Below are 12,952 nucleotides of genomic sequence, written 5' to 3' on the forward strand. Positions count from 1 at the left end.
GTGTGTAAACTTGAAATATGATAATGAAGAAATTTTTTTCCCTTATGATAATGTTACTGCTTGCATCTTCAGGCAATAACATTATTGCACAAATCACTAAAGAAGATTATGCAAAAGCTGATTCAGTAATGAAACTTAGTGAGTTGGTTTACAACCAGGTTACCGAAATTACCTGGGTCGATTCTTCGGTCGTATTCTGGTATCGTCTAAAAACACGCGATGGTATGAAGTATCAGCTGGTGGATGCGCAAAAAGGATCGAAAAAAATTGCTTTTGATACCGATAAGCTGGTTGATGTTTTGAATCAGCAGCTGGAGAAAGATATCTCTGCGAACGACCTGGTTTTGCACGATCTGAAATTTGATGCAGATAAAAAGACAATTCATTTTAATTTCAAAAAGGCTTACTGGACTTGTGAGCTGAAAAAATATGAGTTAAAAAAAGACTCGGTTGAAAAGGAGCGAAAAAGGGATCGTTACTGGGGGGATTATTTCGATGAAAAAAGAAACGATCCGATGCCATCTCCTGATGGGAAATGGTCGGCTTTTATAAGGGAGGAGAACGTTTTTATAAAAGACAACAAAACCAATAAGGAGTTCCGCTTAAGTTATGACGGAGCACCCGGAGATTTTTATTCGTCGTCTTTTTCGTGGTCGCCCGACTCGAAAAAGCTGGCGGTAAACAAGGTACGAGATGCTGAAAAGCGTGAGATCTTTTTTGTTGAATCGTCGCCAAAAGACCAGTTGCAGCCTATTTTGCATAAACGCGATTACCGCAAGCCGGGCGATGCTATGCCAATAAAACATCCTGCTTTGTTCGATGTGGAAAGCAAAAAGCAGATCTCGGTAAATACCAAGGCTTTTGAACATCAGTTTAACCTCACCAACCCAAGGTGGAAAGAAGATGCTTCAGTATTTACTTTTGAATTTAACCAACGTGGCCATCAGGCTTACAAAGTGGTTGAAGTGGATGGCGAAAGCGGCGATGTTCAGGTTTTAATCGACGAACAAAGCACGACATTTATCGATTACAGCGGAAAACATTACCGTTACGATCTGGAAGAAACGAATGAAATTATCTGGGCGTCGGAGCGTGATGGCTGGAATCACCTGTATTTGATCGATTCTAAAACAGGAGTAGTGAAAAATCAGATTACAAAAGGAGAGTGGGTAGTTCGGGATGTAGTAAAAGTTGACGAGAAAAATCGCACAATATTCTTTAACGGATCGGGCAAAAACGCGGATGAAGATCCGTATTATCTGCATTGCTACAAAATAAATTTTGATGGTAGCGGCTTAACTGATCTAACGCCGGAAAAAATGAACCACGACGTGTCGTTCTCAAAAGATATGAGCTATTTTACGGATACTTATTCAACAGTTGAAACGCCACCATTTACAGTAGTTCGCAGTTCTGCTGATGGTAAAGTGATGGTTGAGTTGGAAAAAACCGATATTTCAGACTTGAAGGAAAAAGGATGGATTGCTCCCGAGCCGTTCGTGGCAAAAGGCCGCGATGCGAAAACCGACATTTGGGGAAATATCTACCGCCCAACCAATTTCGACAAAAACAAGAATTACCCGATTATCGAATACATTTATGCCGGTCCGCACGATTCGTTTGTTCAAAAAAGTTTTAGCCCGGTTAGTTATGCTTTCTCAAGCCTTGCCGAGTTAGGTTTTATCATTGTGCAGATGGACGGAATGGGAACATCGAACCGTTCGAAAGCATTCCAGGATGTATGCTGGAAAAACCTGAAAGATGCCGGTTTCCCCGATCGTATTTTATGGATAAAAGCCGCGGCAGAAAAATACAGTTATATGGATACTACCCGTGTTGGTTTGTTTGGCGGATCAGCCGGTGGACAAAGTACTTTGGCCGGACTGTTATTTCATCCTGAGTTTTACAAAGCCGGCGTTTCCTCGTGTGGATGCCACGATAACCGTATGGACAAAATCTGGTGGAACGAACAATGGATGGGCTACCCGATCGGGCCGGAATATGCCGAATGTTCGAACGTGGAAAATGCCGATAAACTGCAGGGTGAACTGATGCTGATTGTTGGCGAAATGGATGATAATGTTGATCCGGCATCAACTATGCAGGTTGCAGATGCATTGATAAAAGCTAACAAAGACTTTGAACTGGTGGTGCTGCCTGGAGTAAACCACACACTTGGAGGAACGTATGGTGAGCAAAAGCGCCGCGATTTCTTCATCCGTAATTTTCTAAAAGAAGAAACACCTGATTGGAATGCTGTAAAATCAAATTAGCAAATTATAAAAACTCTGTAATGACTAACTTTTTCGCTCATAAAAATGCTAAGATTCTGGTGGTATTGCTTGCCGGAATCTTGACGTTCTCCTGCTTGGCGGCCAAGGTGCCGGCCAAGGAGTACGAAATTGTAAAACCGCCCAAAGAACTGAAACTCGATCCGTTTTATAAAAAGTATGTCAATGTAAATGGCATTCATATTATGAGTTCGCATCGGGTGCCCGATTCTGCTTTTGTTAAGGCTTGCGAGATCATTGATTTTATGACTGGCGGATTACCAACCGAAGTGCTGGATCAGATGGTAAAACTGAATACACGCGTTGGAATTATGGCACGTTACGAAGGAACAACCGATATTCCTGAACATGCACATTTAGCCAACGATACAACGCTAAACTGGGATGTTCGTGCACGCGGATTGGGCGGAACTATGGAAGATCCGCTGACAACTTGTGCCGAAGAAAACCTGCTGTGCTACCAGATTGATAAATACCATGCCGAGGATATTCTGATTCATGAATTTGCACACACCATTCACGGTGTTGGAATTATGCCGCTTGATGATAAATTTAACGATTTACTTCAGGAAAAGCTTGATGCCGCAATGGCTGCCGGAAAATACGAGAACACTTATGCTGCCACCAATATCTGGGAATATTGGGCCGAAGGTGTGCAAAACTGGTTTAACGTAAATGCCGAAGTTGAGACTACTGACGGAAAACACAATTGGGTAAATACCCGATCGGATATGAAAAAGTACGATCCTGATTTATACGAAATTGTGGGGCGCTATTTTCCCGAATTTGAGCATAGCCCATCGTGCCACGCTGCTGTTAATTTATACGTGCAGTAACTTGTAAACGAAATTAATATGGAAATACTCGTTCAGCCAATACGTAGGGTGGCATCAATCGTAAAAGACGATTTGCGATTGCGCGATATGCACATGTTTCGGAAATTGTCAGAAACCGAATTGCTCGACCTGGAATTTAATTCCGTGTATAAAACATTTAAAAAGCGCACTGTAATCTACCGGGAAGGTTGCAGGCATGCTGGTTTGTACGTTATTCTGAAAGGCATTGTGAAAATCTATAAGATTGGAGGAAACGGGAAGCAGCAGATTTTAAAATTTGCGCAGCAGGGCGATCTTATCGGTTACCGCTCATTGCTCACCAACGAGTTGGCTTGTACTTCGGCAAAAGCCTACGATGACACCTTGGTGTGTCACGTTCCGTACAATATCCTATTGCAATTATTTCAACAGAACTGGGATTTTACGCACGGAATGATGAAGTTTATGTGTAAAGAACTGGGTGAATCGAACACATTTATTACCGATATCGCTCAGAAAACCGTGCGCGAACGTACCGCCGAAATGCTGCTGATTTTAAAAGACGAATTTGGAGTTAATAAACACAATGCGCTTCAAATTGCCGTAACCCGCGAAGATCTGGCAAATATGGTTGGTACAGTTACCGAATCGCTCATCCGCGTAATGTCCGAATTCAGAAATGAAAATCTGTTAGACCTTACCGGAAGAAAAATAATATTTCTCGATACGAAGAAATTGCAGGCAATTGCAAATATCTGATTTTATAAAGAAGTAGATAAAGTTAGTTCCTGTTTTCATAGAACAAAGTTTAGGTGGGATAGTCAGTGCCTGTGGTTGCCATTGTGTAATGCAGGGCTGGCTTTTTCTTAATTTTAAAACCTGTCTTAATTAACTTGCTTATGAATAATCTAAAAATGAATTTCCGGAAAATAATATTGATAACAGTGTTTGTACTTGCAGCGGCAGTTGCAATGTGCCAAAACACGCCTGACACTGTTTTTGCATCCGTTTCGATGGATGCTCCGCACACACACTATTACCAGGTAGAAATGGATTTTAATAGTAATGGTGTGCAAAATTTCGAAGTAAAAATGCCTGTTTGGACGCCCGGTTATTACTGGATGTTGAACTTTGCCAAAAATGTAACCAGCTTTTCCGCCAGCGATGAAAAAGATAATCCGCTGAAATTTTCAAAAACAGACTTAAATACCTGGCAAATAAAAAGTGGTGACGCAAAACGAGTAAAAATATCGTACGATGTTTATGCCTACGAACGTTCGGTTGCCGATCCGTGGTTGGACGACGGACGTGCTTTTATTCAGCCAACCGGTGTTTTTATGTTTTCACAAAAATTGATAAAAAAGCCAGTGGTTCTAAAGGTAAATCCTTATAAAGAGTGGTCGACCGTTACAACCGGTTTGGAATGTTTAAACGAAAAAGAACATATCTACAGAGCCCAAGATTTCGATGTGCTTTATGATAGCCCGATTCTTGCCGGAAATATGGAAATCCTTTCGTTTGAGGTGGATGGAATTCCATATACCATATCAATGGAGAATCCGGCAGAGTTTGACCGTGATACATACATCGGTGATTTCAAAAGAGTAGTAAAAAGTGCCACTGACTTAATGGGTGATATTCCGTATTCGCACTATTCATTTCTGATCATGGATCAAGGCTTTGGTGGGCTGGAACATAGCAATTCAATGGCTGTTTTTTCCAATTCAGACTACGATGTTACCAACAGTCAAGGTTACCAATCTTGGCTGGCGTTTATTGCGCACGAATTTTTTCATTTGTATAATGTAAAACGTATTCGTCCGATTGAATTGGGGCCGTTCGATTATTGCAACGAAAACCTCACGAATATGCTTTGGGTAGCCGAAGGATTGACGGTTTATTATGAATACATGGTGCTGAATCGTGCCGGATTAATGTCGCAGCAGGAGGTGCTCGACGCCTACAGCAAAACCATTGCCAACTTCGAAAATGCCAACGGACGTAAACATTTAACGGCCCGTCAGGCAAGTTACGATACCTGGCTCAATTTCTTCAACTGGAACAACCACACTGACAATACTGTCATTTCGTACTATGATATTGGTAATGCCTTGGGCATGCTGCTCGATTTAAAGATCAGGTACGAAACCGATGGCGAAAAGTCGCTGGAAGATGTAATGCGCACCATTTATAACGATTTCCATAAAAAGCAAAACCGCGGTTACACCGACGAAGAATTCCGCGAAGTTTGCGAAACGATTGCCGGATGTTCACTGAAAGAGATTTTTCATTACGCCGAAACAACAAAGCTTATGGATTACCAGAAATACCTGGACTATGTGGGGGTAAAAATGAATCTCAAGCCAACCAAAACTGTGTCGTTCGGACTGACTTTGCGAAAACCTGGAGAGGGCTGGCAAATCACCGACATTGACCGAAATTCGCCGGCATGGCAAATTGGTCTGAGTATAAACGACCAAATTCTTGCCGTTAACGGAACAGCAGCAAATGAAGCGCTGATCGGTTCGTTAACGCATCCTGAAAAACAAGGTGAAATTACACTGAAAGTAAAACGCAGAAGCGGCGAGAAAGAATTTACCATCCCGACTTTTGAACAGGAATGGTGTGATTATAAAATGCAGGTGAAAACCGATATTAACGATAACCAAAAACAATTACTGGAGAGCTGGATTCTCGAAAAATAGACAAGAAAATGAGGAAATTTCTAATGAGCATGATTGCGGGAGTTTTTATCCTGTCGTCGTGCGGAAATAAAGCAACAGAACAAAAAACAACACACATTTCTAACCCGGTTTTGCCCGGTTGGTTTGCCGATCCTACAATTAAAAAGTTTGGCGATATTTTTTATATCTACGCCACAACCGACAATGAAATGCTGGCATCGGGAGCACCAACTGTTTGGTATAGTCGCGATCTGCAAAACTGGTACAACTACATTATGGAAGTGCCAACTTTAAATTCGGTGGCGCTGCGCAACTTTTGGGCACCCGATATTATGCAGGGTGAAGATGGCCGTTATTACCTGTATTTTGGGAACTGTCAGGCAGGATGTAACATTTACGGCTATGTTTCGGATTCGCCGGTTGGCCCGTGGGAAAAATTGCACGACGATGATACACCGGTAATTGCGCAAAATTATCCGATCGACGGGTTTCCATCGTTGGATGCTCAGTTTTTTCAGGACGATGATGGCCGCATTTATGGCTACTGGGGAACCTGGGTGCACTACAACAGCGGTTATGCGGTTGGCGAGTTAAATGCAGAAACTATGGATGTAATGTCAAACTCCACAAATATTCCGCTGGTACAAACGCCAAATCCTTTCGAGGCTGCTTACATGATGAAAAAAGGTGATAAATACATTTTGATGTACTCAGCCGAATCGTGCCACAACGAAACATACAAGGTGTTGTATTCATACGCAAACGATCCGTACGGGCCATTTACTCCGGGAGAAAATAACCCGATTTTACAGACCAGCGAAGACGGAACAACTCACGGACCAGGACACCACTCGGTGCTGGAAAATGGCGACGATTATTACATCGTTTACCACAAACACGATGTTCCGTTTACTGCTGGTGGAATGGCGCGTCAGGTGTGTATCGACAGCATGATATTTGAAAACGATTCAACGATAAAAGCGGTGGTGCCATCGCAAAAAGGTATCAAGGCTTTTATTCCGAGTGAAGTGCCGGAAGATATTGCTTACAAGGCAACTGCGTCGGCTTCGTCGTTTTATCATTTGCAATCACCGGCTTACGATTACAAATATTTGCCTGATTATGCGTTTGATAACGACAATGCTACCATGTGGAAAGCTGCCGACAATACTTTTCCGCAAAGCCTGTCGGTTGATTTGGGCGAAGAAAAGAACATTAAACGTATAGCCACACAGTTTGAATTCTCTCCCTACTATTATCAGTACAAAATTGAATATTCTACCGATAACACAAATTGGGAAGTATATGCCGACCGCTCGGATAACCGCATACCGGGAAGCCCGATGATCGACGATCATGACGTGAGGGCGCGCTTCGTGAAACTTACCATTCAGGGAACCGAAAAAACCGGAACATACGCCGCGGTGTGGAACATGAAAGTATACGAGGAAACATTCGATATTCCTTTGAACCTGGTGAATAAACCATCGGAAAATGAGCAGGGAGCAGCAAGTTCACAAAGCATGATTGTTGGTTTTGATGCAAATTCACTTTCCGGTAAATCGTTCGATAAACTGGCAAATGCTGGTTCGTTAGGTGGCGATTTGGTTCGAAAAGGAAATGTAAAGATCGTTGCCGATAAAGAAAGCGGAGCAAAGGCAATTGAATTCTCAGGAGGAGCTTTGGAATTGGACGGAATTGCTGTTCCAAAAAGTTTAGAATGGAACGGTGCCTTTACAGTTTCTACCTGGGTGAAGAACCCGGAAGTAAGCGACAGAGACGAGTGTCTGGCTTCATGGTGCGACAGAAGCGCGCATTACCTGGCCAATTCGTACAACGCAGTTCATTACAATAAAAGTAACTACGGGGCGGTAGCTCATCTCGACGGGCATTTTGACTTGCCGTATAACAAAGTTCCCGAAGCCAATAAATGGCACCACATTGTTGTAACATTCGATGGGGTAGTGGAAAAGGTTTATGTGGATGGCTTGTTGGACACTGCTCAAAATATGCTGTTATCGTCGGCAATTGAAAATGCAAAGATCAGGATTGGAGCTTCGGATGCAAGTGAATTCTACACCGGACTTATGGCTTCTTTTCAAATGTATGATTATGCTTTGTTGCAATCTGAGATTGCAAAGGTTTACCACGAATCAGCTTTGAAATAAATGGCTTAATCGTATAAGAGATTCAATTAAGAAATAATAGTACATAGTACTCGTAACAAAGGAGCTTTTTGGCTCCTTTTTTAAGTAGAATGAATTTAAATACCTACTTGGTGAAGAAACATAAACCGCTTGGTTGTAGGATAAATTCGTAATTTGCGAATGATTTGTAAAGATCAGAAAATTAAATTGTTGTGCTGGTTGTGGTCTTGGCGTGACAAAGATTTTTATTTATGTTTTTCAGCATAAAAATTCATTTTGTCAGATCTTAAATAATAAAAGTTAAAAATACTTTTATAGATTTGTTCCATCAATATTACTATGAAACATTATACTAAACATCCGAAGCATTTTGTAGCAGTTGATTGCGTAATACTGGGGTACGACGAAGGTGAACTTTGTTTGTTGCTTTATCCGCGGGGTTTTGAGCCATCAAAAGGAGCGTGGTCTCTTATGGGAGGATTTGTTCAGGATGGAGAATCGTCGGACAATGCCGCCAAGCGCGTATTAAAACAAACCATAGGTCTTGAAGATATTTTTATGCAGCAGGTGGCTGCATTTGCCAATCCCGACCGCGATCCGGAAGCAAGGGTAATTAGTCTTGCCTATTATGCATTGGTGCGAATGGACGAACACGATAAAGCCTGTGTCAGAGAGAATGGTGCACATTGGTGGCCCATTTCAGAATTGCCGGAAATGATCTTTGATCATGGCAAAATGGTGGAACAGGCACTGGTAAAACTGCAACAGGAAGCAGGCTATCGCTTAATAGGAAAAGAGCTGCTGGCCGATAAATTTACCTTACTTCAATTACGCAAATTATACGAAGCTATATTTCAGCGTGAATTCGATCCCGGAAACTTCAGAAAGAAAATATTATCACTTGATGTGTTGGAGCGCCTGAATGAAAAAGATTTATCAGAATCGAAAAAAGGTGCTTTTTATTACACCTGTAAAAACGAAGTTACAGAGCGCGGTCTCGACCGAATTGTAAAAGTTTAAAAGCATATAAAAGTAATATATACATTTAAAATAAAATCAAAGAATATGAGCAGTACATTAAAAGAAATGGAAGTATGGTTTGTAACAGGTAGCCAACACCTTTACGGACCTAAAACATTGGAGCAAGTTGCAGAGCATTCAAAAGAAATTGCTGCTGCTTTTGACGCATCTACAGAAATTCCGGTAAAAGTTGTGGTTAAACCAACAGGAACCGGATCAAAAGAAATACACCGGATTTGTAAAGATGCAAACAGCAATGATAACTGTATTGGTATCATTACCTGGATGCACACTTTCTCGCCTGCAAAAATGTGGATCCATGGATTGAAAGAATTAAACAAACCATTGTTGCACCTGCATACTCAGTACAACAAAGAAATTCCATGGAACGAAATCGATATGGATTTCATGAACTTGAACCAGAGTGCACACGGCGACCGGGAATTCGGTCACATTACCGCACGTATGCGTTACAACCTGAAAATGGTTGTAGGTCACTGGCAGGATCCTAAAACCGTTTCACAGGTTTCTTCATGGGCGCGCGTAGCTGCTGCATGGGCTGATTCGCAAGATATGTTAATTGTGCGTTTTGGCGATCAAATGAACAACGTGGCAGTTACCGATGGTGATAAAGTAGATGCTGAAAGAGTTTTCGGATATCACGTAGATTACTGTCCTATTGCCGAGCTTGTTGCCGTACAAAATAAAGTAACAGACGAAGAAGTTGCTGAATTGGTAAAAGTTTACGAAGCAGAATACAATTTTGCGGATAGCTGTAAAGAGGGGGGGAAAGATCGGAAGCAGGTAGCGCATGCCGCTAAAATTGAAATTGCTTTGCGTCGCCTGTTAGAAGCAAAAGGAGCGAAAGCTTTCACAACTAACTTCGACGATTTGGAAGGTATCGATCAGTTGCCAGGTTTAGCGTCGCAGCGTTTAATGGCTGACGGATATGGATTTGGTGCTGAAGGTGACTGGAAAACTGCAGCTTTATGCCGTACGATGTGGTTTATGAGCCAGGAAATGCCAGACTATAAAGGATGCTCTTTCCTGGAAGATTATACTTTGAACTTCGATGGTGAAAACAGTTCAATTCTACAGGCACACATGTTAGAAGTTTCTCCGTTAATTGCCGATGGCAAACCAACTCTTGATGTACTTCCATTGGGAATTGGTGGTAAAAACGATCCTGCACGTGTTATCTTCAAAAGTAAAACGGGACCTGGTGTTGCCGCTACAGTAGTAGATATGGGAAGCCGTTTCCGTATGATCATTAACGCAGTAGATTGTATCGAATCAAAAGACCTTCCAAAATTACCGGTAGCAAGTGCGCTTTGGATTCCACAACCTAATTTCGAAGTAGGTGCAGCTGCATGGATTTTGGCCGGTGGTACACACCACACCAGCTTCTCTTACGACCTTTCTGTTGAAGACTTACTGGACTTTGCTGAAATTGCAGGAATCGAAGCTGTAGTAATCGACAAAGACACTACCATTCCTACGTTCAAAAAAGAACTGCGCTGGAACGATCTTTACTATCATTTGGCCAAAGGATTATAATTAGAAACTAAATCAAAAAAATAAATCAACTTTTATGGAATTACTAGATTGGATTGTAATTGGCCTGTTTGGTGCTGCACTTATCGGCATTATCGTTTGGGTTTTAAGTCAGAAAGAAGAAACTTCAGGCGACTATTTCCTGGCAGGACGTGATGCCTCGTGGATTGCGATTGGAGCTTCGATTTTTGCTTCGAATATCGGATCAGAGCACCTTATTGGATTGGCCGGTGCCGGTGCCTCAAGTGGTATGGCAATGGCGCACTGGGAAATTCAGGGATGGATGATCTTGATTCTCGGCTGGGTGTTTGTACCGTTCTATTCACGAAGTATGGTGCTTACCATGCCCGAGTTTTTGGAACGCAGATATAATCCCGAGTCAAGAACAGTACTGTCACTTATTTCTTTGGTAAGTTATGTACTTACAAAGGTTGCGGTAACGGTTTATGCCGGAGGATTGGTATTCCAGCAGGTTTTTGGTATCGAAACCATGTGGGGAATCGATTTCTTTTGGATTTCGGCTATTGGTTTGGTGTTGTTAACTGCGCTTTATACCATTTTCGGAGGAATGAAATCGGTGTTATACACCTCGGTACTTCAAACACCTATTCTGCTTGGTGGATCGCTGGTAATTGTGGTGCTTGGTTTAAAAGCTGTTGGTGGCTGGGATCAGGTTCTGGAAATTGCTGGTGCAACCCAGGTTAACGAATATGGCGACAGTATGATCAACCTGATCAGGGACAACCGCGATGCCGATTTCCCATGGCTGGGTGCTTTAATCGGCTCCAGTATCATTGGTTTCTGGTATTGGTGTACCGACCAGTTTATTGTGCAAAGGGTGCTTTCAGGTAAAAACGAAAAACATGCACGTAGAGGTACAATCTTTGGTGCTTACCTGAAATTGTTACCGGTATTCCTGTTCCTTATTCCTGGTATGATTGCTTATGCAATGAGTGCCAAAGGAAACGTAATGCTGAACGGCGAATTATATACCTTGCCAAGTGCCGATGCTGCTTTCCCGTCGTTGGTGGCCCAGTTGCTGCCTGCCGGTATTAAAGGTTTGGTAGTTTGTGGTATTTTGGCTGCTTTGATGAGTTCGCTGGCTTCGCTGTTTAACTCTTCGGCGATGTTGTTTACCATCGACTTCTACAAACGATTCAAACCGGAAACTCCGGAGAAAAAGCTTGTTAAAATTGGTCAGGTTGCAACAGTTGTAATCGTAATTCTGGGTATCCTTTGGATTCCGATTATGAGAAGTATTGGCGATGTGCTTTACGAATACTTACAAGACGTACAATCCGTTCTGGCTCCTGGTATTGCCGCAGCATTCCTGTTGGGTATTACGTGGAAACGTGCTTCAGCCCAAGGTGGATTCTGGGGACTGATGGCAGGATTTATAATTGGTATTACCCGTTTGGGTGCCAAAGTGTATTACGAGAATGTAGAGGGAGCAGCCGACAACTTGTTTAAAAGCCTGTTTTTCGATATGAACTGGTTGTTCTTCTGCGGATGGATGTTGTTGGTATGTTTGGTAGTGGTTATTGTTGTAAGTTTGTTAACCAAAGCGCCAAGTGCCGAAAAAATTCAGGGCTTGGTATTCGGAACTAATACACCGGAGCAAAAAGCTGCTACTCGCGCCAGCTGGAATGGCTGGGATGTATTCCATACCGCTGTTATCCTTGGATTGACAGTAGCGTTTTACATCTACTTCTGGTAGAATAAAAAGAATAAATTATGCTTGAACAGTTAAAAGAAGAAGTTTTTAAAGCGAACCTGGAACTGGTTGAACTCGACCTGGTAATTTTTACCTGGGGAAATGTGAGTGCTATCGATCGCGAAAAAGGTTTGGTGGTAATTAAGCCAAGCGGAGTTTCGTACGAAGATATGAAAGCCAGCGATATGGTGGTTGTTGACATGGAAGGGAATGTGGTTGAAGGAAATCTGAAACCATCGAGCGACACCGCAACTCACCTGGTGCTTTATAAAGCTTTTGAAGGAATATCGGGAGTTGTACACACGCACTCGGCCTGGGCAACCAGCTGGGCGCAGGCCGGAAGAAGTATTCCTGCTTTGGGTACAACACATGCCGATTATTTTTACGGTGCAATTCCTTGTACCCGTAAACTTACAGAGGAGGAGGTAACTTCAGCATACGAAGAGGAGACCGGAAACGTAATTGTGGAAACTTTCGGGGGACTTGATCCGGTGGCAATTCCGGGAGTTCTGGTAAATAACCACGGCCCGTTTTCGTGGGGAACAAGTGCCCATAGTGCCGTTCATAATGCAAAAGTTATGGAAGAAGTGGCAAAAATGGCGCACACTACTTTACAGTTAACTCCGGGAGCTGAGATCGATCAATTTTTATTAGATAAGCATTACCTGCGCAAGCACGGTAAAAATGCATACTACGGACAGTAATTGTCCATCAGTTACAAAAATTA

At 42.4% G+C, this 12,952-nt stretch carries 9 protein-coding genes; all 9 read left to right on the forward strand.

Annotated features, from left to right (window positions below):
* The first annotated feature begins 23 nt into the window (after positions 1 to 23).
* Positions 24 to 2,273 (forward strand): S9 family peptidase, encoded by a 2,250-nt coding sequence (locus G4420_RS14620; protein WP_163324676.1) that lies wholly within the window; start codon positions 24 to 26, stop codon positions 2,271 to 2,273.
* Positions 2,274 to 2,293: 20 nt separating this feature from the next.
* Positions 2,294 to 3,127, forward strand: coding sequence for a M90 metallopeptidase family protein (locus G4420_RS14625; RefSeq protein WP_246241643.1), 834 nt, complete (start codon positions 2,294 to 2,296; stop codon positions 3,125 to 3,127).
* 18 nt (positions 3,128 to 3,145) lie between these two features.
* Positions 3,146 to 3,865 carry a Crp/Fnr family transcriptional regulator gene (locus G4420_RS14630; protein WP_163324677.1) on the forward strand — a complete coding sequence of 240 codons (720 nt, stop codon included), beginning with the start codon at positions 3,146 to 3,148 and terminating at the stop codon, positions 3,863 to 3,865.
* A gap of 140 nt (positions 3,866 to 4,005) precedes the next feature.
* The gene (locus G4420_RS14635; RefSeq protein ID WP_163324678.1) at positions 4,006 to 5,811 is read left to right on the forward strand and encodes a M61 family metallopeptidase; all 1,806 of its coding nucleotides are present in this window, start codon (positions 4,006 to 4,008) and stop codon (positions 5,809 to 5,811) included.
* An 8-nt stretch (positions 5,812 to 5,819) separates the two neighbouring features.
* Positions 5,820 to 7,958, forward strand: a complete 2,139-nt coding sequence (locus tag G4420_RS14640) for a family 43 glycosylhydrolase (protein WP_163324679.1) — start codon at positions 5,820 to 5,822, stop codon at positions 7,956 to 7,958.
* 318 nt (positions 7,959 to 8,276) lie between these two features.
* Positions 8,277 to 8,957, forward strand: coding sequence for an NUDIX hydrolase (locus G4420_RS14645; protein ID WP_045028179.1), 681 nt, complete (start codon positions 8,277 to 8,279; stop codon positions 8,955 to 8,957).
* Between the two features lie 45 nt (positions 8,958 to 9,002).
* Complete coding sequence (gene araA, locus G4420_RS14650) at positions 9,003 to 10,514, forward strand: L-arabinose isomerase (protein WP_163324680.1); 1,512 nt, start codon at positions 9,003 to 9,005, stop codon at positions 10,512 to 10,514.
* Between the two features lie 34 nt (positions 10,515 to 10,548).
* Positions 10,549 to 12,228: a sodium:solute symporter gene (locus tag G4420_RS14655; protein ID WP_163324681.1), complete on the forward strand. Its 1,680-nt coding sequence runs from the start codon at positions 10,549 to 10,551 to the stop codon at positions 12,226 to 12,228.
* A 17-nt stretch (positions 12,229 to 12,245) separates the two neighbouring features.
* Entirely contained in the window at positions 12,246 to 12,929 is a 684-nt protein-coding gene (locus tag G4420_RS14660; RefSeq protein ID WP_163324682.1) for an L-ribulose-5-phosphate 4-epimerase, read from the forward strand.
* The last annotated feature ends 23 nt before the right edge of the window (positions 12,930 to 12,952 follow it).

Source organism: Draconibacterium mangrovi (genome assembly GCF_010586825.1).
GTDB lineage: Bacteria > Bacteroidota > Bacteroidia > Bacteroidales > Prolixibacteraceae > Draconibacterium > Draconibacterium mangrovi.

Bases quoted from the DNA above. Each gene is read 5' to 3' on its own strand.
- G4420_RS14630 (WP_163324677.1), top strand. From the start codon at position 3,146: ATGGAAATACTCGTTCAGCCAATACGTAGGGTGGCATCAATCGTAAAA.
- G4420_RS14620 (WP_163324676.1), top strand. From the start codon at position 24: ATGAAGAAATTTTTTTCCCTTATGATAATGTTACTGCTTGCATCTTCA.
- G4420_RS14640 (WP_163324679.1), top strand. From the start codon at position 5,820: ATGAGGAAATTTCTAATGAGCATGATTGCGGGAGTTTTTATCCTGTCG.
- G4420_RS14655 (WP_163324681.1), top strand. From the start codon at position 10,549: ATGGAATTACTAGATTGGATTGTAATTGGCCTGTTTGGTGCTGCACTT.
- araA (WP_163324680.1), top strand. From the start codon at position 9,003: ATGAGCAGTACATTAAAAGAAATGGAAGTATGGTTTGTAACAGGTAGC.
- G4420_RS14635 (WP_163324678.1), top strand. From the start codon at position 4,006: ATGAATAATCTAAAAATGAATTTCCGGAAAATAATATTGATAACAGTG.
- G4420_RS14660 (WP_163324682.1), top strand. From the start codon at position 12,246: ATGCTTGAACAGTTAAAAGAAGAAGTTTTTAAAGCGAACCTGGAACTG.
- G4420_RS14645 (WP_045028179.1), top strand. From the start codon at position 8,277: ATGAAACATTATACTAAACATCCGAAGCATTTTGTAGCAGTTGATTGC.
- G4420_RS14625 (WP_246241643.1), top strand. From the start codon at position 2,294: ATGACTAACTTTTTCGCTCATAAAAATGCTAAGATTCTGGTGGTATTG.